This is a genomic window from Streptomyces sp. NPDC058045, from assembly GCF_042885635.1.
Taxonomy (GTDB): Bacteria; Actinomycetota; Actinomycetes; order Streptomycetales; family Streptomycetaceae; genus Streptomyces.
Genome location: NZ_JBHVRR010000055.1, coordinates 1 through 19102, shown reverse-complemented (window position 1 = coordinate 19102; position 19102 = coordinate 1). Strand labels below are relative to the sequence as shown.

20 protein-coding genes and 2 pseudogenes are annotated in these 19102 nt (G+C 73.4%); 10 read left to right on the top strand and 12 right to left on the bottom strand.

Features of this window, described 5'->3' with window-relative positions; all coding sequences use genetic code 11:
- Window positions 1-51: 51 nt before the first annotated feature.
- Together ACFVST_RS25045 and ACFVST_RS25040 are read right to left on the bottom strand one after the other, a co-directional pair.
- Window positions 52-972 (bottom strand): sirohydrochlorin chelatase, encoded by a 921-nt coding sequence (locus ACFVST_RS25045; RefSeq protein WP_390155825.1) that lies wholly within the window; start codon window positions 970-972, stop codon window positions 52-54.
- 280 nt (window positions 973-1252) lie between these two features.
- Entirely contained in the window at window positions 1253-2242 is a 990-nt protein-coding gene (locus ACFVST_RS25040; RefSeq protein WP_390155837.1) for a BadF/BadG/BcrA/BcrD ATPase family protein, read from the bottom strand.
- A 250-nt stretch (window positions 2243-2492) separates the two neighbouring features.
- On the opposite strand from ACFVST_RS25040, the gene ACFVST_RS25035 reads away from it, so the two are divergent.
- A complete protein-coding gene (locus ACFVST_RS25035; RefSeq protein WP_390155824.1) occupies window positions 2493-3170 on the top strand; it encodes a uracil-DNA glycosylase in 678 nt (225 codons plus the stop codon).
- A 59-nt stretch (window positions 3171-3229) separates the two neighbouring features.
- Here the strand turns inward: ACFVST_RS25035 and ACFVST_RS25030 are convergent, their stop codons facing one another.
- Both ACFVST_RS25030 and mmuM read right to left on the bottom strand, forming a co-directional pair.
- On the bottom strand, window positions 3230-4315 hold the full coding sequence (locus tag ACFVST_RS25030) for a WD40/YVTN/BNR-like repeat-containing protein (protein WP_390155823.1): 1086 nt from the start codon (window positions 4313-4315) through the stop codon (window positions 3230-3232).
- A 75-nt stretch (window positions 4316-4390) separates the two neighbouring features.
- The gene (gene mmuM / locus ACFVST_RS25025) at window positions 4391-5332 is read right to left on the bottom strand and encodes a homocysteine S-methyltransferase (protein WP_390155822.1); all 942 of its coding nucleotides are present in this window, start codon (window positions 5330-5332) and stop codon (window positions 4391-4393) included.
- A 192-nt stretch (window positions 5333-5524) separates the two neighbouring features.
- Here mmuM and ACFVST_RS25020 point away from each other — a divergent pair, with 192 nt between their 5' ends.
- A complete protein-coding gene (locus ACFVST_RS25020; RefSeq protein ID WP_390155821.1) occupies window positions 5525-6628 on the top strand; it encodes an NADH:flavin oxidoreductase/NADH oxidase in 1104 nt (367 codons plus the stop codon).
- 112 nt (window positions 6629-6740) lie between these two features.
- The gene (locus ACFVST_RS25015; protein WP_390155820.1) at window positions 6741-7115 is read left to right on the top strand and encodes an ArsR/SmtB family transcription factor; all 375 of its coding nucleotides are present in this window, start codon (window positions 6741-6743) and stop codon (window positions 7113-7115) included.
- Window positions 7116-7122: 7 nt separating this feature from the next.
- Here ACFVST_RS25015 and ACFVST_RS25010 read toward each other — a convergent pair whose 3' ends face one another.
- The 6 genes from ACFVST_RS25010 to ACFVST_RS24985 all read right to left on the bottom strand — a co-directional run bounded on the left by ACFVST_RS25010 (window position 7123) and on the right by ACFVST_RS24985 (window position 11755).
- The gene (locus tag ACFVST_RS25010; RefSeq protein ID WP_390155819.1) at window positions 7123-7812 is read right to left on the bottom strand and encodes a TetR/AcrR family transcriptional regulator; all 690 of its coding nucleotides are present in this window, start codon (window positions 7810-7812) and stop codon (window positions 7123-7125) included.
- A gap of 153 nt (window positions 7813-7965) precedes the next feature.
- Entirely contained in the window at window positions 7966-8694 is a 729-nt protein-coding gene (locus ACFVST_RS25005) for an HAD family hydrolase (RefSeq protein WP_390155818.1), read from the bottom strand.
- 82 nt (window positions 8695-8776) lie between these two features.
- A complete protein-coding gene (locus ACFVST_RS25000) occupies window positions 8777-9445 on the bottom strand; it encodes a phosphatase PAP2 family protein (RefSeq protein WP_390155817.1) in 669 nt (222 codons plus the stop codon).
- A 54-nt stretch (window positions 9446-9499) separates the two neighbouring features.
- A complete protein-coding gene (locus tag ACFVST_RS24995) occupies window positions 9500-10435 on the bottom strand; it encodes a M56 family metallopeptidase (protein ID WP_390155816.1) in 936 nt (311 codons plus the stop codon).
- 207 nt (window positions 10436-10642) lie between these two features.
- Entirely contained in the window at window positions 10643-11215 is a 573-nt protein-coding gene (locus ACFVST_RS24990) for a DUF5134 domain-containing protein (RefSeq protein ID WP_390155836.1), read from the bottom strand.
- Window positions 11216-11368: 153 nt separating this feature from the next.
- The gene (locus ACFVST_RS24985) at window positions 11369-11755 is read right to left on the bottom strand and encodes a VOC family protein (RefSeq protein WP_390155815.1); all 387 of its coding nucleotides are present in this window, start codon (window positions 11753-11755) and stop codon (window positions 11369-11371) included.
- An 88-nt stretch (window positions 11756-11843) separates the two neighbouring features.
- On the opposite strand from ACFVST_RS24985, the gene ACFVST_RS24980 reads away from it, so the two are divergent.
- On the top strand, window positions 11844-12395 hold the full coding sequence (locus ACFVST_RS24980) for a GNAT family N-acetyltransferase (RefSeq protein WP_390155814.1): 552 nt from the start codon (window positions 11844-11846) through the stop codon (window positions 12393-12395).
- 40 nt (window positions 12396-12435) lie between these two features.
- Here ACFVST_RS24980 and ACFVST_RS24975 read toward each other — a convergent pair whose 3' ends face one another.
- The gene (locus ACFVST_RS24975) at window positions 12436-13119 is read right to left on the bottom strand and encodes a glycerophosphodiester phosphodiesterase (RefSeq protein WP_390155813.1); all 684 of its coding nucleotides are present in this window, start codon (window positions 13117-13119) and stop codon (window positions 12436-12438) included.
- A 402-nt stretch (window positions 13120-13521) separates the two neighbouring features.
- On the opposite strand from ACFVST_RS24975, the gene ACFVST_RS24970 reads away from it, so the two are divergent.
- The 3 genes from ACFVST_RS24970 (at window position 13522) to ACFVST_RS24960 (ending at window position 16810) form a co-directional block, all read left to right on the top strand.
- Window positions 13522-14919 carry a DUF6421 family protein gene (locus ACFVST_RS24970; RefSeq protein WP_390155812.1) on the top strand — a complete coding sequence of 466 codons (1398 nt, stop codon included), beginning with the start codon at window positions 13522-13524 and terminating at the stop codon, window positions 14917-14919.
- A gap of 71 nt (window positions 14920-14990) precedes the next feature.
- A complete protein-coding gene (locus tag ACFVST_RS24965) occupies window positions 14991-15743 on the top strand; it encodes an SDR family NAD(P)-dependent oxidoreductase (RefSeq protein ID WP_390155811.1) in 753 nt (250 codons plus the stop codon).
- A complete protein-coding gene (locus ACFVST_RS24960; protein ID WP_390155835.1) occupies window positions 15740-16810 on the top strand; it encodes a threonine aldolase family protein in 1071 nt (356 codons plus the stop codon). The genes ACFVST_RS24965 and ACFVST_RS24960 overlap by 4 nt, the downstream gene beginning before the upstream one ends.
- Before the next feature lie 86 nt (window positions 16811-16896).
- Here the strand turns inward: ACFVST_RS24960 and ACFVST_RS24955 are convergent, their stop codons facing one another.
- Entirely contained in the window at window positions 16897-17601 is a 705-nt protein-coding gene (locus tag ACFVST_RS24955; RefSeq protein ID WP_390155810.1) for a lysophospholipid acyltransferase family protein, read from the bottom strand.
- Window positions 17602-18026: 425 nt separating this feature from the next.
- Between ACFVST_RS24955 and ACFVST_RS24950 the strand changes: the two are divergent.
- The 3 genes and pseudogenes from ACFVST_RS24950 to ACFVST_RS24940 all read left to right on the top strand — a co-directional run.
- A pseudogene (locus tag ACFVST_RS24950) lies at window positions 18027-18179 on the top strand (thioredoxin); the annotation flags it as partial.
- Between the two features lie 110 nt (window positions 18180-18289).
- On the top strand, window positions 18290-18802 hold the full coding sequence (locus tag ACFVST_RS24945) for a flavin reductase family protein (RefSeq protein WP_390155809.1): 513 nt from the start codon (window positions 18290-18292) through the stop codon (window positions 18800-18802).
- 209 nt (window positions 18803-19011) lie between these two features.
- Window positions 19012-19102 (top strand): annotated as a pseudogene (locus tag ACFVST_RS24940) (electron transfer flavoprotein subunit beta); the annotation flags it as partial.

The following is a 19102-nucleotide window of genomic DNA, read 5'->3' as shown; positions in this document are numbered from 1 at the left end:
GCCCGCCTCCCGCAGGAGTGGGCCCTTCGCACGGGCGGTGACGCGGCGCGGTCAGCGCACCTGCGTGCCCGGCTGCTGCGTAGAGATCCCCAGCACCGCCGCGTACTGCGCCAGCGCCAGCTTGCCGATCGCCGGGTACGCGCCCAGCGACGGCCCCACCTGGCAACCCGCCTCCTTGGCCGCGGCCTCCAGCAGCGACGCGTCGACCTCGGGACCGATCAGATACGGCGCGAGCGCCAACTGCGCCGAACCGGAGGACCGCAACTGCTCGGCGGTGGCCGCGATCGACCCCTCCTCGTCCAGCGCCGCCGCCATCACCGGCACCGCGAGCCGGGCCGCCAGCAGCATCCCCGTGATCCCGGCCGCCTGCACCGCGTCCGGACCGCCGACCGCGGCCAGGATGATGCCGTCCGCCGCCGTGGCCACGGTGAACAGCCGCGCCCGGTCGGCCCGCGCCAACCCCGCCTCGGAGAGCCGCACATGCAGCGCCTCCGCCAGCAGCGGATGCGGACCGAGGACGTCGGTCAGCTCCGCCGGGGCACTGCTGTCCACGACGGCCTGCCGGATCCGGCGCAGCAGCGCATGGTCGGGACCGGCCAGCAGCGGCACCACCACGGCCACCGGACCCTCCGGCTCGGCGACCTCCAACCCCGCGTCCCGCGCCTGCCGATAACGGGCCGCACGCTCCGCCCCCGCCTGCGCCAGTACGGCACCCAGGCCCGGGAACTCGGCGTCCTCCCCGTCGATCCAGCCAAGCCGCGCGTCCAGTCCGGGCAGCTCGGAGCGGGCGATGGACACGACCTCTTCCGCGAGGCTCCGGATGCCGGGTGCGGGCCGTCCGGGCACGGCGAGGACGAGGGCGGGCGCGCCCTCGGGAGCCACCACCGGCTCGGGGCGGCGGTGCCGCCCCGGCTGTCGGGGTCGCGGCATTCGTACTGGCAGGCCGGATTCGGGCCCAGTGGGGGAGCTCATGGCGCCGCATGTTACTGGCTTCTTCGGGGTTCCTGTTCGGGGAGGGGGCATGTGCGGGGCATCCGCCCCATATGTCCCGCACCCCAAACGGCCCGGGGGACTACAGAAAGTCAACGCGGCAACCGGGACGCACACTCAGGGGCGCGTGGGACTGCCCAATCAGGGCGCGGGGACCTGTCCAATGAGGGGCGCGGGGAACTGCGCAAAAAGGGGCGCGGGGAACTGCGCGACCCGCACCCCTGACGACCCGCACCCGCGAACACCCACCACCGACCCCACCTCACCCCGCCCCAACACAATGCACCGTCAGCATCCGAGTATCCCGCGGCAGCGCCAACCGCCCCACCCCCAGCCCCGCCGCAACGCGCAGCGCACCCCGCAGCGGATCGCCCTCCGCCTCCCGCCGCCGCACCCCCGGCAGCCGTTCCGACAACTCCGCGGCGAGCGGTTCGAGCAGGGGCGGCCCGAGCCTCAACAACCCGCCGGTGAGCGCCACTTCGCCGCCCGCCGGGCAGACTGCGGCCGCCGACAGCGCGATCTCCCGTGCGGCAGCCGCGAGGATGCGCCGCGCCACCGGGTCCCCGCCGCCCGTCCCGCCGGCTGCCTGGACGGTTGCCTCGGTGGCCGCCGCCGCGGCGACGTCCGGGGCGAAGGAGGCGAGGACGGCGGGCCGGTCGGTGCGCGGGTAGAGCACCCCGGGCAGGGAGTCGAGCGGGCCGAAGCGCGCCTCGGCCAGGGCGAGCAGCTCGGGGCTGCCGCCGTCCCGCCCGTCGTGCGCGCGGAACGCGGCCTCCAGGCCGGCCCGTCCGATCCAGGCGCCGCCGCCGCAGTCACCCAGCAGATGCCCCCAGCCGTCGGCCCGGCGCCACTCGCCGAGGTCGGTGCCGACGCAGATCATCCCGGTACCGGCGGCGACGACCGCTCCGGGCCGCATCCCGAGTGCGCCCGCATAGGCGGTCACCGCGTCCGCGGCCAGCGCCAGCCGGGTCACGCCGAGCGCTTCGGCCAGGGCCGCTGGCAGCCGTTCGCGGAGCGCACCGCCGAGGGTGGCCATCCCGGCGGCGCCCACCGCGACCGCGGCGGGCCGTTCGGCACCGGCCTGCCCGAGCAGGGCGGCGGCCATCGGCAGCAGTTGCTCCAGCAGATGCTCCGGGTCGATGCCGCCGGGGCCGGTACGTACCGGGGTGCGGGAGGCGAGCGGTTCGCCGGTACCGTCGGCGGTGGCGAGCGCCACCCGCAGCCCGGAACCGCCCGAGTCCACCCCCAGCACACACCGCCCGCGCCCGAGCCCCGCGAACTCCTCGGCGGCGGACGTGAACTCCTCCGTACCGGCCGCGAGTTGGGCGCCGCCCGCCGTCACGTCCGGTGTCTGCTGCACAGGCCTGTCCTCCGGCTCGGTGGGGGAGATCCCGGAGGTCGCGGGATCATGCTGCGGGGGAAGCGTAGCCGCCGGGCGGGGGCGCGGGGCTGCGGCCTCCCGCCGGTGCGGGGAGCCCGCCGCGGCCAGTAGAGTGCGCGCCGTGGCACCACGACCCTTGAACGAACTTGTCGAACCAGGCTGGGCGAAGGCCCTCGAACCGGTCACCGAGCGCGTCGCGTTCATGGGGGACTTCCTCCGTGCCGAGATCGCGGCCGGCCGTACCTACCTCCCTTCCGGGGCGAATGTCCTGCGCGCCTTCCAGCAGCCCTTCGACGACGTCCGCGTCCTGATCGTCGGTCAGGACCCGTATCCGACACCGGGCATGGCCATCGGGCTGAGCTTCGCGGTGGCGCCCGAGGTGACCAGGCTGCCGGGCAGTCTGGAGAACATCTTCCGGGAGCTGAACACCGACCTCGGGCTGCCGAGGCCGTCCAACGGCGATCTGACTCCGTGGACCCGGCAGGGCGTGCTGCTGCTCAACAGGGCGCTGACCACGGCCCCGCGCAAGCCGGCCGCGCACCGGGGCAAGGGCTGGGAGGAGGTCACCGAGCAGGCGATCCGTGCCCTGGCAGCGCGCGGCAAGCCGCTGGTGTCGATCCTCTGGGGCCGCGACGCCCGCAATCTGCGGCCGCTGCTCGGCGGTCTCCCGGCGATCGAGTCCGCCCACCCCTCACCCATGTCCGCGGACCGCGGCTTCTTCGGCTCCCGTCCCTTCAGCCGCGCCAACGACCTGCTGGTGCAGCAGGGCGCGGAACCATTGGACTGGCGCCTGCCGTAACGCCCGCCCCGCGCCCACCGCGTCAACATCCCTCCGCGTCAACATCCCACAGCCTCCCGTCAGTTGAGCACCGCCGCCCGTACGCAGAGGACGTCCGGGAGGTGGGAGGCGAGGAGTTGCCAACTGTCGCCGTCGTCCGCGGAGGCGTACAACTCGCCGTTGCGGTTGCCGAAGTAGACGCCGGCCGGGTCCGCGTCGTCGGTGCAGAGGGCGTCCCGCAGCACCGTGCCGTAGTGGTCGTCCTCGGGCAGTCCGGTGGCGAGCGGCTCCCAACTGGCGCCCGCGTCGACGGTGCGGTGGACCCGGCAGCGGTGGCCGGCGGGCACCCGGTCCGCGTCGGCGTTGATGGGGAAGAGGTAGGCGGTGTCCGCGCGGTGCGGGTGGGTGGCGACGGCGAAGCCGAAGGTGGACGGCAGTCCGTCCCCGATGTCGGTCCACTCGCCGCCGCCGTCGTCGCTCCGGTAGACGCCCCAGTGGTTCTGCAGATACAGCCGGTCCGGATCGGCCGCGTCCTGTGCGATCTTGTGCACGCACTGGCCGAACTCCGGATGCTGGTCCGGCAGGAAGACCGCGGACACCCCCGAGTTGGACGGGGCCCAGGTGGCGCCGCCGTCCCGGGTGCGGAAGACACCGGCCGTGGAGACGGCGACCGTCACCGCCCGTGGATCGCGTGGATCGGTGACCACGGTGTGCAGCCCCTCACCGCCGCCGCCCGGCACCCAGCGGGAGCGCGTCGGATGCTCCCACAAGGGTCGGACCAGGGCGAAGGTCTCCCCGCGGTCCTCCGAGCGGTAGAGCGCCGCGGGCTCGGTGCCCGCGTACACCACGTCGGGTTCGGCGGCGGCCGGGTGGAGTTGCCAGACGCGCTCCAGGGAGGCGCCGGTGTCCTTGGGGAAGGAGACGGCCGGTCGGGCGGGCTCGGTCCAGGTGGCGCCGAGGTCGTCGGAGTGGAAGACGGACGGGCCCCAGTGGGCGCTGTCACCCCCGGCGAGCAGCCGCGGCACCGGGCCGCGGGTGTCGATGGCGACCGAGTACACGGCCTGCGCGTTGAAGTAGGGACCGGCGTCGAACTCCCAGGTGCCCGAGCGGCGCCGGCCGATGAAGAGGCCCTTGCGGGTGCCTACGGTGAGCAGTACGTCGGCCATCTCGGCCACCTCCGGAAACGGTGTCGCGGACCTCGTTGTCACGACTGCTGACAGTGTGCACGCTGCCACTGACAGTCACCCTCCCGTGTCGCGTCCCCGCAGGTCACGGGGTGTGTGCAGCTCCTCGGCGAGCCGGGTCACCGCCTCGGGGCCGACTCGGCAGCAGCCGCCCACGAGTCGCGCGCCCGCCTCCTGCCAGGCGGCCGCGCGGCCCGGCGTGAACCGGTCGGGCCCCGTCCATCGCCGCCGCCGCGCGTCCCACCGCTCACCGCTGTTGGGGTAGACCACCACGGGCTTCCCGGTGATCCGCGCGGCCAGTGCCACGGCCGGACCCGCGTCCTCCGGATCGCAGCAGTTGACGCCCACGGCCACCACCTCCTCGGCGTCCGCGGCCAGCGCGAAGGCCTCGGCCAGCGGCTGCCCGGCCCGCGTCCGCGCCCCCTCCACGGTGTACGAGAGCCAGGCCGGTACGCCCAGCCCGCGCACCGCCCGCAGCAGTGCCCGCGCCTCCTCGGTGTCCGGCACCGTCTCCAGCGCCAGCACGTCGGGACCGGCCGCGGCCAGCACCTCCAGGCGCGGCCGGTGGAAGCGTTCCAGCGCGTCGGCGCCGAGCCCGTAGCGGCCGCGGTACTCGGAGCCGTCCGCCAGCATCGCCCCGTAGGGACCGGCGGAGGCGGCGACCCACAGCGGGCGCTCGGCCCCGGCCCGCCGGGCGGCCTCGTGGGCCAGCCGGACGCCGGTGGTGAGCAGTCGGGCGGTGGTTGCCCGGTCCAGGCCGCGCCCGGCGAAGCCCTCGAAGGTGGCCTGGTAGGTGCCGGTGATGGCGACGTCCGCCCCGGCCCGGTAGTACGCGAGATGGGCGGCGGTCAGGGCCTCCGGCTCGTCCGCGAGGAGGCGGGCCGACCAGAGGGCGTCGCTCAGATCATGTCCGGCGGCCTCCAGTTCGTTCGACAGCCCGCCGTCCAGTACCAGCGTCCCGGCGGCCAGCGCCTCGGCGAAGCTCGGTGCGCGCTCCATGCCGCCGACGCTAGTCCAGCCCCCGCCTCCAGCCCAGCCCCGTCCGCGAAGCTCTTTGTTTGATGGGTTTCGTAGTACGGCCAACTTCGTAGTACGGTGCTTCTCGTACTAACGGCGTGGTGCCCGAGGGTGCCGCGCCGCCGTGTGACCATGCGCCCGCCCGGTGGGTGCCGATCCGGAAACGGAGTCCCCGTGAGCCTTCTCCTCGACCCCCTCGACCTGCGCTCGCTGACCATCCCCAACCGGCTGTGGATGGCCCCGATGTGCCAGTACAGCGCCGCTCCCGACGGGCCAGGGCTCGGGGCTCCGAACGACTGGCACCTCAGCCACCTCGCGGCCCGCGCCACCGGCGGCACCGGACTCATCCTCACCGAGGCCACCGCCGTCAGCCCCGAGGGCCGGATCAGCCCCTACGACCTCGGCCTCTGGAACGACACCCAGACCGAGGCCTTCCGCCGGATCACCGCCTTCCTGAAGAGCCAGGGCACGGTGCCCGGAATCCAGATCGCGCACGCCGGGCGGAAGGCGTCGACCGAGCGGACCTGGGTGGACCGCGGTGCCGCCATCCCGCCCGGCGAGGGCCACGGCTGGCAGCCGGTCGCCCCCAGCGCCGTCCCCTTCGACGGGGGCAGCGCCACCCCGGACGAGTTGACGACCGGTCAAATCACCCGTGTCGTCGAGGAGTTCGCCGCCACCGCGCGCCGTGCCCGGCAGGCCGGCTTCGAGGTGGCCGAGGTGCACGGGGCGCACGGTTATCTGATCCACCAGTTCCTCTCCCCGCACAGCAACCACCGCACCGACGCCTACGGCGGCTCCTACGAGAACCGGGTGCGCTTCGCCCTGGAGGTGGTCGACGCGGTGCGCGCCGAGTGGCCCGAGGAACTCCCCGTGTTCTTCCGGATCTCCGCCACCGACTGGCTCACCGAGAACCCGCAGGACGGGCGCACCGGCTGGACCGCCGATGAGACCGTCCGCCTCGCCCGCGAACTCCACGCGCACGGCGTCGACCTGCTCGACACCTCCTCCGGCGGGATCACACCCGACGCGAAGATCACCGACGGACCCGGCTACCAGGTGCCGTTCGCCGAGCGCGTCCGCCGCGAGACCCCGCTGCCGGTCGGCGCCGTCGGACTGATCACCGAACCGCAGCAGGCCGAGAAGATCCTCGCGGAGGGCCGCGCCGACGCGGTGCTGCTCGGCCGCGAACTGCTGCGTGATCCCTACTTCGCCCTGCGCGCCGCACGCGAACTCGGCGGCGCGGTACGCACACCGCACCCGTACCACCGCGCTCTCTGACCCGCCCGCGCGCGGCCGGTCCGGCCCCTGGCCCCGTACGGGACCTCTCGTACCATGGGGGCGTCAGGACCGGCCGTGAGCCCGGCCGTCCGCCGTACGAAGTGGAGCCGCCGTGACCACCGCAGCCCCCGCCGGCCGCACCCTCGCGCACCCGGCGCGTGACGAGATCCGACTGGAGGCCGTGCTGCACGCCCTCGCGGATCCGATGCGGCTGCGCGTGGTACGTGAACTGGCGGGCTGCGGCGGGGAGTTGTCCTGCTCGCAGATCGAGCTGCCGGTCACCAAGTCCACCACCACGCACCACTTCAGGGTGCTGCGGGAGAGCGGGGTGCTGCGGCAGAGCTACCGCGGCACCGCCAAGCTGAACGGGCTGCGCCGGGACGACCTGGACGCGCTCTTCCCCGGCCTGCTGCAACGGATCCTGGACGCCGCCGACCGCCAGTCCGACCGGCTGGGCGAAGCCGGGGGCGGGGCGGCCCGCCGGTAGACCGGGCTCAGTCGTCCTGCGCCGCCGCCTCGTTCCGGGGCGCGGGCAGCGGGTGGGCGCCGCAGTCGAAGAACCGGCCCAGGTCACCGGCCGAGGCCTGCCGCCGGGCGGCACCCAGACCCGACTCCAGATCCAGCCCGTACCGGTGGAACATCTCGGCCCGCAGCAGGTCCACCGGCAGCGGCGCCCCCGGCAGCAGCGCCGCGTACACCGCGCCCATCAACTGGGCCCGCAGCAGCGGGTAGTCGCGCTCCGGGTCGGTGGAGCCGTAGCGTTCCACGCACTCGCGCAGCAGTTCCGCCAGCCGCTGCTGCTCGGGGCAGCGGACGAAGCCCTCGGCCTGGAGGATGCCGGCCATATGCGTCCGCATCAGGACCGGGCGCTCCTCCGCGAGCCCCAGGATCGCGTCGATGGCCCGCGCCATCCGCTCCCGCCCGTCGTCGGTGCGCGGCTCCTGCTCCAGCCCCTCCTCCAGCGTCCGGTGCATCAGGCGGTGCACCGCGGACTGGAGCAGTTGCCGCTTGCCGGTGAAGTAGTACGAGACCAGTCCGCGGGCGGAACCGGCGCGGTCCGCGATGCCGGCGAGGGTCGTCGACTCGTATCCGCGCTCGTCGGCAAGTTCCAGCGCGGCCTGGAGCAGGCGCTCGCGGGAACGTCGGCGCAACTCTTCATTGACCGATGCGCTTCGAGGGGACATCCTGTACTCCTGGCGTTGACTGGCTGATGACCAATATACTCAGCGCAGCAGCGGAAGAACCCCTTTGGGGCTTCTTGTGCGCTTGGCCCGAACCGCATGGGCGACGCGGGGGATCGTCCATGCGGATCGGGCAGCCACACCGTTCCGCCGCCGTCAGTGAGCGCCGCCCACCGCCCGGTCCAGCACCGGCAGCAGTCCCGCGGGACGCTCGGCGACGGGCAGCGGATCGACGAAGTGCACCGCGCAGCCCAGCGCCGCGGCGCCACCGTCGGCCCGCCGGTCGTCGCCCACCATCAGGGTCGTCGCCGGCTCCGCCCCCAGCGTCGCACAGGCCGCCTCGAAGAGTCCCGCCTCGGGTTTCTGCATCCCGTGTTCAAAGGACAGGGTGTAGGTGTCGACCAGCGGGTCGAGGCCGTGGGCGAGGAAGACGGGACGCAGATCCCAGCCGATGTTGCTGACCACGCCGACCCGGATGCCGTGTTGCCGCAGCCCGCCGAGCACCACCGCCGCGTCCGGGTACGGAAGCCAGGCCTCCGGTGTCATGTGCCGCTCGTACAGCGCCTCGTGGAGGTCGGGGTGGGGGAGGGGGACCCGTCGGGCGGCGGCGGTGTAGGCGGTGCGGTGCTCCGTGATGCTGCGGTCGCGTACCGCCCAGGCCGCGGCGAGTGCGGGCGGCAGGCTGTCCGGCGGGGGACCGCCGGGCAGGGCGCCGGCCCGTTCCAGTGCGGCGGCCGTCGCCCGCAGCTCCTCCTCCGGCAGGCCGGTGCCCACGGCGGCGAGGGCGGCCCGCAGCCAGGAGACGGCGGTCTCGATCCGGAAGAGCGTGCCGGAGAAGTCGAAGAGGACGTTTCTGATCGTGCCGTGCTCCTGCGCTGTCGCCATACGGCGATCCTTCGCGGCCGCGGACAGGCAGGTCAAGGGTGCGCGGCAGACCGCCTCAAGGGTGGGGGCAGGCCGCGCCGGGTCAGCGACCGCGTGGGGCGGTGGCCGCGGTGGCGGTGACGATCAGTGCGCCCAGCAGCCAGCCGCCGAGTACATCGGACGGCCAGTGCACGCCCAGCCAGATCCGGGTCAGCCCCACTCCGAGCACCGAGATCGCGGCCACCGCGAGTGCGGCCCGCCAGACCGGGCCGCCGTGCGGCAGGCGGCGCCGCAGCAGCCACAGCAGCAGCCCGCAGACCACCGCCGCGGTCATCGCGTGGCCGGACGGATAGGCCGCGTAGTGCGCCGAGTCCACCGGATGGGACCAGTGCGGGCGGGGCCGGCCCACGGCCGCCTTCAGCCCCTGTTGCAGCAGATTCGCCGCGACCACCGCCACCGCGACCCGCACCGCGTCCCACCGGCTGCCCCGCAAGAGGAGATACAGCACGGCGAGGGCGGCGAGCAGGCGCATGACCCACGGGTCCCAGACCCAGTCGGTGAGCACCCGGTTGACATGGGTGGCGCCGGGATGGGCCAGCGCCCAGCGGTGGAAGGCGCGGTCGACGGAGAGGTCCGCCGACATCAGCGGCGCCCATCTGACCACCACCAGCACCGACAGCGCCAGGGCCGCGGCGGCGAGCGGCAGCACCCGGCGGCGCAGCACGGTACCGGTGCGGGGAGCGGGCGGGGTCGGGGCGATGGTGGACGGCACCCGCCGATCCTCCCGGATCACGGGGTCCGGCGGCTAGTGGCGGCGCGGGGCGCGTCAGCCGAGGGCGTGGAGCCCGGGGACGAAGGTGACCAGCAGCGGGACCACCGGCACCAGGGCGGCGGCCGCGGTGAGCCGCAGTCTGCGTCCGGCGGTCAGCCGGTGCCGGGGCTCCAGCAACCGGTGCACCCGCCGCGGCAGTTGGGCCTGCGGGGTGGGGCAGGGGCCGAACACGCCCCGGTCCTCGTTGAGTTCGACCAGGGCGAGCGCGGTGGTGAGCCGGCCGAAGCGGCGGGACGCCATGTCGTCCGCGGCCAACTCCACCAGCCGGTGCATCTCGTCGCGGAACGCGGCGAAGACCGGCACCTGCGGGAAACCGGTGGCCAGCGCGCCCGAGCAGTGCAGCAGCCAGTCGTGCCGGGCCTGCGCGTGGCCCTGCTCATGGGCGAGCACCGCGTCCAACTGGCGGCCCTTGAGACGGCGCAGCGCGGCCGTGGTGATCACGAAACGGGCCGCGGGACCCGGCAGCCGCCAGGCGTCCGGACGCTCCCCCTCCAGCACCACCAGCCGCTCGGCACCCGGATCCTCACCGGGCAGCAACGGTGCACGGACCAGGAGTTCGGCCCGGCGGTCGCGGCGCCTGGCGCGGGCCCGGACGATCTCCCGGGTGAGCATCGCCGCGGTCCACAGACCGCCGAGGGCCAGGGCCACCGCGGTACCGGCCGCCCAGGGACCGGGCGAACCCAGGGCGTAGGCCTCCACCACGGCGCGCGGCGCGTGTCCGAAGAGGGGCCCGCGGACGGTGAGCCAGGCCGCGGCCGCGCTCAGTGTCATGGACAGCGCACAACACAGCAGTACCGCCGCCACCACGCACTGCCACACCCAGAGCGCGACCACCGGCTCCCGCTCGGTCCAGTCGGCTCGGGCCAGGAGCCGGGGCGCGGCGAGCGCGGTCAGGGCTCCTAGCAGCAGCAGTGCCACGGGGACCATCATGGGACCAGCCTATGAGCGCTACCGGGCGGGGGATACGGACCGCGGTGCCAAGTGACGTACGCCACGGGGGCGCTGGCCGCTTTGGCTGGGCGGTTCTCGGGTGCGGGGTCGGGGGTCGGCGGTGGAATCGGGTGCGGGTGGTCGGTGGTTGGCCCGCGCAGTTCCCCGCGCCCCTTGTCGGGCAACGTCCTTGTCCGCTGCGGGTGTTCACAGGGTGAGGAGCATGGCGAGCATGGCGATGCTCATGGAGAGGCGGCAGGCGTGGGCGAGTTCCGGGCGGTCGGTCCAGGCGGTGGGGGCGGGGGCGCCGGCCGGTGCGGTGAGCGGGACGAGGCGGGCGCCGGACCACAGGGCGTGGGCGGCGAAGTAGAGGAGCAGCAGACCGGTGAGGACGGGCGGCCCGGACCCGGTGTGTGCCATCCCGGGCATCGGTGTGCCAGGGGCGCCGTGCCCGCCCGGCCCGGTCATCGCCAGGGCCATGTACACCATCGCGGCGGAGCCCACCGCGTGGTGCAGATGGTGCCGGTCGTGCCGGGCGGACCAGGCGGCGCGCAGGGTCACCGCACCGAAGACCACCGCGGCCGCCGGCCAGGCCCAGACCGGCGGGGCGAGCACCGCGGCGGGCAGCGCCATCGCGGCCATCCCGAACCCCATCAGCGCCTCACCCCCGGCACTGCGGCGCTGCGCCGCCACCCCGCTCCGCATCCGCAGCAGGCAGTACGCCCCGCTCGCCGCACAGAGCGCCACCAGCAGCCAGGCCGCCGCCCCCGGTACCCGCACCGCTGCCACCCCTCCCGTGCCCGCGCCCGGCGGCGGACGGGAGAGTCATGCCCGTGCCCTGTCCCGGGCACGCGGGCGGTGGGCGGCGCAGAGAGGTACGCGGGGAGCACGCGAGGGCGCACACCACCGCGCCCGTACGGCAGGCGGTGGCCGCTACGGCCGGTACCGCAGCGGATGGTCCGACGGCACCTCGACGAGGGCGATACGCAGGCCGTCCGGGTCGGTCACCCACATCTCGACCAGCCCCCAGGGCTCCCGCCGCGGCTCCCGCAGTACCTCGACGCCCCGCTCCCGCAGCTCCCGGTGGGCCTCCTCGGCGTCCGGGACCTGGAGCCAGAGGGCGGTGGCGGGGCTCGGCGGAATGCCGGACCGGCCGGACAGCTCCAGGAAGCCGCCGCCGAGGAAGTAGACGGTGCCCCGTTCCGTACCGGTGCCGAACACCCGGTACACGGCCAGCCCCAACTGCTCGCCGTAGAAGCGGCGGGACCGCTCGGGGTCGGTGGGGCGCAACAGGGTCCGGCTGCTCAGTACGTGCACCATGCGGGGCACCGTATCGGCCGTATTAGGCTCCCCGGAGGCCGCGCCGCGCCGAGTGGACGCGGAGCGCAGACGATGGAGAGGCACCCTGATGGACACCGCTTCCCGCCCCGCCCCCGGCGAACTCGCCTTCCGTGACGCGGCCCCGCACGACGTGGACGATCTGGTCGCGCTCATCGAGTCGGCCTACCGCGGCGACTCCAGCCGGACCGGCTGGACCACCGAGGCGGACATCCTGGCCGGGCAGCGCATCGACCCGGACGGGGTGCTCGAGGTCATCGACAACCCGGACGGCACCCTGCTCGCCGTGGAGCAGGACGGCCGCCTGGTGGCCTGCTGCCAGCTCGAACGGCGCGGTGAGCACGCCTACTTCGGCATGTTCGCGGTCCGCCCCGAACTCCAGGGCTCCGGCCTCGGCAAGACGATCATCGCCCGCGCCGAGCACACCGCCCGCGAGCAGTGGGGCGCCCGCGAGATGCAGATGACGGTGATCTCGGTACGCGAGGACCTCATCGCCTGGTACGAGCGCCGCGGTTACCGCCGCACCGGCACCATGACCCCGTTCCCCTACGGCGACGAGCGGTTCGGTGTGCCGCAGCGCCCGGACCTGGAGTTCGAGTTGCTGGTCAAGCCGCTGGGCTGAGGGGCGGCGCGCCCGGCCGCGACCGGGCGCGCGGCGCGGCTCAGGCGGTGAAGCGGCCGGTGCGCTTGATCGCCGGGTAGTCGGTGGTGGCCCCGTCCAGCTCCAGCGCCCGCACCAGCCGCAGTTGCTCCTGGGTGTTCACCACCCAGCCGATGACCCGCAGCCCGGCCGCGTGCGCCTTCCCGACGGTCTCCAGGGTGAGCCGCCGGATGTCCAGTACGAGGCCCTGCGCGCCGACCGCCGTGGCCCGCTCCACCACCTCGGCGCCGTAGTACTGCGCCACCAGCGAGGTGTGGGCGTCCGGCACCAGGCGGCCGATCTCGGCCAGCGCCTCGTCGTGGAAGGACAGCACCTCCACTCGTGCCACCACGTCCCGCCGCACCAGCACATCGGCGAGGGCGCGGGCCGCCGCCACGTCCTTGATCTCGGCCTGCAACGGCGTCCGTACCGCGTCCAGCACCTCCTCGAAGACCGGGACGCGCTCGCCGAGGCCGGCGTCCAGGGCCTGGATCTCGGCGAGGGTCTTCTCGGCGATCGGTCCCTTGCCGTCGGTCGTGCGGTCCACGTCGGCGTCGTGCATGACGACGAGCGCGCCGTCCTTGCTCAGATGCAGGTCCAGCTCGATGAGGTCGAGGCCGGCGCGCTCGGCGGCGATGAAGGAGCGCAGGGTGTTCTCCGGTTCCACGCCCATGATTCCGCGATGACCGATGGTGAGGAAGTTCACTGTGGACTCGCTTCCGTCGACGGCGGCTCGGGTCCCGCGCGGAGGGTGCGTCCCCCGTGGCGGGATTGATGGAGGTATGCCCACCCGGGGCGGCCCGCAGCCTAGCGGCACCCGGCGGGGAGGGACCCCGTCCGACGCGGACCGGTGGGGATCTCACCCCGCACGGGGCCGGTTTCCGGCCGCGGGTTGACCCGCGGCGCTCCGGATCCCACCCGCCGTCCACCCGGCCTTTCCCGCCGCGACGGCAGAAGTGGCAGGTTTATCCCGGCCTCGACCGGAAAAACGCCTGCGAGAGTGGCATGAGGCGGGAGGATTTCCGGAAGACCCACTTGTGGGTGACGGGCCCGCCTGCCTACGGTGTCCCTGCAAGCACACGAGAGGATCTCCCGTGGAGGTTGGGTCATGACGGAAATTCTTGAGCAGGTCGCGGTGGAGGAGCAGGCATCTTCCGCCCAGCGTGTGGTGGAGCACCCGGCGTGGCCCCGGCTCAAGGAAGCCGTCGAGACGATCCGGCCCTGGCAGGAGAAGGACGGCTCGATCGACTTCACCGCCGAGGGCGCCCCGGAGCAGGCCGCCGCCGCCGAGGCGGTCGACCGCGTCATAGCCGCCCTCCGCGAACTGGCCCCGCTGCTGCCGCACGACGCCGCGTACCACCAGGCGCTCGCCGCCGATCTGCGGGCCTGGGCCGAAGGCGGCTTCGCCGTACCGGACTTCCTGGACTCGCTGCTCGCCTTCCAGCCCGCGGCACACCGCCGGGACGGCCTCCAGCACCTGGTCGTCTTCCCCATGTACACGCAGAACGGCAACCCGGACCGCAATCTGGAAGCCGTCGTCCTGCGCATGGTCTGGCCCGACTGGCTCGCCGAGCTGGAGCGCACCCGCTACGACAACCCCCTCTTCTGCGGCATCACCTTCGAGGACTTCACCGCCGGCTACGACACCAACTCCGCGGTGCTCTTCCCGGAGACGATCGCGGTGCGCGAGGCACCGGCGCGCTTCGACTGGGGCGGCATCTTCTGCGACCGGGAGGCGGCCCGCTTCCGCCGGGTCACCGAGTCCGCCGTGGACATCCTCGGCCTCGAACTCCCCGAGGACGTCCGGGAGATGATCAGCGACCAGGACCGCTGCCAGCAGGCGTTCGTCCTCTGGGACATGGTCCACGACCGCACCCACAGCCACGGCGACCTGCCCTTCGACCCGTTCATGATCAAGCAGCGCCAGCCGTTCTGGATGTACGGCCTGGAGGAGCTGCGCTGCGACCTCACCGCCTTCCGCGAGGCCGTGAAGCTCGCCGGGGAAGGCCACCCGCAGGGCCGCGACGTCCAGTACGCCGTCCTCTTCGATCGGATGTTCCGCTTCCCCGTCAGCGGTGAGCGCGTCCGCAACTACGACGGCCTCGGCGGCCAGCTCCTCTTCGCCTATCTGCACCGGCACGAGGTGGTCCGCTGGACCGACAACAAGCTGCACATCGACTGGGACCGCGCCCCGCAGGTCACCAACGACCTCTGCGGCGAGATCGAGCAGCTCTACCGTGACGGCATCGACCGCCCCAAGCTGGTCCACTGGCTGGCCGGCTACGAACTCGTCGCCACCTACCTCTCCCCGCACCCCGGCTCCCGCTGGGCCAAGGGCCCCGACGCCCTCGACCTGAGCCTGCCGCCGCGGAAACTCGTGGACGACGTGCTTCCGGACGAGTTTCCGCTCAGCATGTTCTACGAGGCGCTCCGCAAGAAGCTCAGGAACGTGATCGCGTCCACCAAGGGCATCACCGCGGCGGACGCCGAGCAGACCGCGGCCTGAGCACGGCGGCATACCTGGAGCGAAGTCGGACGAAGTCCGACGAGAAGTCCGACGAAGGGGAGAAGACGACGATGAACGGCAGCAGCGGGACCCTCGACGGTGCGGTGGTGGCGGTCGCGGGAGCCGCGGGCCCCGCCGGGCGGGCCACCCTGCTCAAGCTGGCGGACGCCGGTGCGACCGTGGTCGGAGCGGACGCCGACCCGGAGCGCCTGGCCGAAGCGGTGTCCGCGGCGCAGGACGCACACGGCGGCGCCACCGTCGTCGGGGACACCGTCGACCTGCTCGACCTGGGCGCCACCCGGGCCTGGGCGGAGCGGGTGGAGAAGGACTTCGGGCGGGTCGACGGGCTGGTGCACCTGGTCGGCGGCTGGCGCGGCGGCCCCTCCTTCACCAAGACCGACCTGGCCGACTGGGACCTGCTGGAGAAGCTCCTCGTCCGCACCGTGCAGAACACCTCGCTCGCCTTCCACGAGGGCCTGATGCGCAGCGACCGCGGCCGCTATCTGCTGATCAGCGCCGCCGGCGCCAGCAAGCCCACCGCGGGCAACGCGGCCTACGCCGCCGCGAAGGCCGCCGCCGAGGCGTGGACGCTGGCCATGGGCGACCAGTTCCGCAAGTCGGGGGGCGAGGACGGGCCCGCCGCGGCGGCTGCCATCCTGGTGGTGAAGGCGCTGGTGCACGACGCGATGCGGGCCGAGCGCCCCCAAGCCAAGTTCGCGGGCTTCACCGACGTCAAGGAGCTGGCCGACGCCATCGCCGGAGTCTGGGACCGGCCCGCCCGGGAAGTGAACGGAAACCGCCTGTGGCTGACCGAGAAGCCGTGAACCCGCCCAAGTCCGACGCGAGGCGCCACCACGACCCGACCGTCCGCGGCTTCGCCAGCGACAACTACGCCGGCGCCCACCCGGAGGTGCTCGCGGCCCTCGCCCTCGCCAACGGCGGCCACCAGACCGCCTACGGCGAGGACGACTACACCGCCCACCTCCAGCAGGTGATCCGCAGCCACTTCGGGGCGAACGCCGAGGCGTTCCCCGTCTTCAACGGCACCGGCGCCAACGTCGTCGCCCTCCAGGCCCTCACCGACCGGTGGGGCGCCGTCATCTGCGCCGACAGCGCCCATATCCACGTCGACGAGTGCGGCGCCCCGGAACGCGTCGGCGGCCTCAAACTGCTCACCGTCCCCACCCCCGACGGCAAGCTCACCCCCGAGCTGATCGACCGCGAGGCCTACGGCTGGGACGACGAGCACCGCGCCATGCCGCAGGTCGTCTCCCTCGCGCAGAACACCGAACTGGGCACCGTCTACACGCCCGAGGAGATCCGCGCGATCTGCGAGCACGCCCACGCCCACGGGATGCGGGTCCACCTCGACGGCGCCCGGATAGCCAACGCGGCCGCCTCCCTCGATGTGCCGATGCGCACCTTCACCAACGCGGTCGGGGTGGATGTGCTGTCCTTCGGCGGGACCAAGAACGGCGCCCTCTTCGGGGAGGCCGTGGTCGTCCTCGACCCGGACGCGGTGCGGCGGATGAAGCATCTGCGCAAGCTGTCCATGCAGCTCGCCTCCAAGATGCGTTTCGTCTCCGTGCAGTTGGAGGCGCTGCTCGCCAAGGACCTGTGGCTGCGCAACGCCCGGCACGCCAACGAGATGGCGCAGCGCCTCGCGGAGGGGGTGCGCTCGGTGCACGGCGTGGAGATCCTCCACCCGGTACAGGCCAACGCGGTCTTCGCCCGGCTCCCGCACGACGTCTCCGAACGCCTCCAGCAGCGCTACCGCTTCTACTTCTGGGACGAACAGGCCGGCGACGTCCGCTGGATGTGCTCCTTCGACACCACCGAGGACGACGTGGACGGCTTCCTCGCCGCCCTCAAGGAGGAACTGGCCCGCTGAGGCCACCGGGCAACTCCGCGCGCCGTGGGGCCTGTTACCGTCACAGGCCCCAACGTCCCCCCCATCGGGCCGAAGTTCGGGGATCCCTACGCAGGCGCCGGAGCCGAACCGCCCAGATGGGCCGGCTGCCACCAGGCGCCCTCCGCCTCCTGCGCCCGTACCGGATACGCCCGTTGCGCCGACTCCAGCAGCTCCTGCACCCTCTCCCGCAGCCGCCGGCTGATCGCCCCCGCGTACTGGTCCCGCGGGGCCTCCACCGGCTCGCCGACCGCCATCGTCACCGGCAGATGGCTGCGCCGAAGATTCCGCGGCTGGCCCTTCGTCCACAGCCGCTGGGTGCCCCACAGCGCCATCGGCACCATCGGCACCCCCGCCTCCTGCGCCAGCCGAGCCGCCCCCGTCTTGAAGCCCTTCAGGGTGAACGAGGTGGAGATCGTCGCCTCCGGGAAGACACCCACCACCTCACCGGACCGCAACGCCCGCAACGCATGTTCGTACGCGGCCTCGCCCCGGGCGCGGTCCACCGGGATGTGCTTCATACCGCGCATCAGCGGCCCCGAGACGCGGTGCCGGAAGACCGCCTCCTTCGCCATGAAGCGCACCAGCCGCTTCTGCGGCCGCGCCGCCAGACCGTTGAAGACGAAGTCCAGATAGCTGATGTGATTGCTCACCAGCACCGCGCCCCCGCTCCGGGGGATGTTCTGTGCGCCCAGACACTCGATCTTGATGTCGAGCGCCTTGAACATGGTGCGCGCGAATCCGATGACAGGTCGGTAGACAAGCTCGGCCATGGAGGAGGCGGGCCCCTTCTCTCTGCCCGGGGGAGGGTCCTCCCGGCGGAAGTTACGCAGCCGTAGGTAATACGGGCTAGCGCAGATCGTGCCCCAAGAACGAGCCACTGGCCAGCCCTGGTGCCCGGGCGGCGCGAGATCCTCGTCACGTACCGGACCGGGTGGAATCTTTCGGGCCGTCATGGTGCTGCACTCGGCAGAGGCCGGAACCAGACCACCGAGACGGGAGAGACAGGGTGCGCCGACACGACCCGGCACCGCCGCATCGCACCGCGGAACCGACCGGCCCGCAGCCGGACACCGACCCCACCGCCACCGACCCGGGCGGCGGCCAAACCTCCCTGGGCGCCGCCGAGTTGGGGCAGCCGCTCGGTGAACGCGCCACCCTCGTCCAGTTCTCCACCGCCTTCTGCCAGCCCTGCCGCGCCACCCGCCGCATCCTCGCCGACACCGCCGCACTGGTCCCCGGGGTGGCCCATGTGGAGATCGACGCGGAGGCCCGGCTCGGCCTGGTCCGCGCCCTGGACATCCGCGCCACCCCCACCGTGCTGGTGCTCGACGCCGACGGCCGTATCGTGCGCCGTGCCGGCGGGCAGCCCAGGCGCGCCGAGGTACTCGCCGCCCTCGGCGCGGCCCTCTGACCCCGGTACCCGCAGTGATCCGCCCCGCCCGGCAGAAGGACGACCACATGGCCCTCCCCGACGTCGCCACCCCCGCCGCCTCCCGTCCCGCCTCGCCCGAGCTGCTGCGCTCCGTCTTCCGGCAGCACGCCACCACCGTCGCCGTGATCACCGCGCCCGGCGAGCGCCCCGCCGGATTCACCGCCAACTCCCTGACCTCGGTCTCCGCCGAACCGCCCGTGGTGTCCTTCGGGATAGCCACCGTCGGTTCCAGTTGGCCGGCCGTCTCCCGTGCCACCCATGTCGGCGTCCATCTGCTCGCCGAGGATCAGCAGGAGGTGGGCGCCCGCTTCGCCCGCAGCGGCGCCGACCGCTTCGGCCCCGCCACCGCCTGGCGCCCCGGCCCCGAGGGCGTCCCGCTGCTGGACGGCGTACTGGCCTGGATGGTCTGCCGGATCATCGCCCGGGTGCCCGCCGGCGACCACCGCATCGTCCTCGCCGAGGCCGTCACCGGAGACACCGTCCCCGACACCCGCCCCCTCCTCTACCACCGCGGCGCCTTCACGGCACTGCGCGACTGACTGGCCCGGCGGAAGCTGCCGTACCGGTTACGGAGCGTTGTGCAGCTCACACTCTGTACCGCTTGCCGACCGGCCCCGAAGTTGGGTGTACTGGCGAGTAATATTTCGGTCGGTGAGTGGCTACGTCCCGACCGGGATCCGCCGCTTCAGGCGCCTATGCTGCCTGCGAGAAGGCAGCCCGGAACAGTCGATGCAGTAGGAGAGCCGGCGTGAGCTTGAGGATCGTTGTCACTGTGAAGTATGTGCCGGATGCGACGGGGGATCGGCATTTCGCCGGTGATCTGACGTTGGATCGCGATG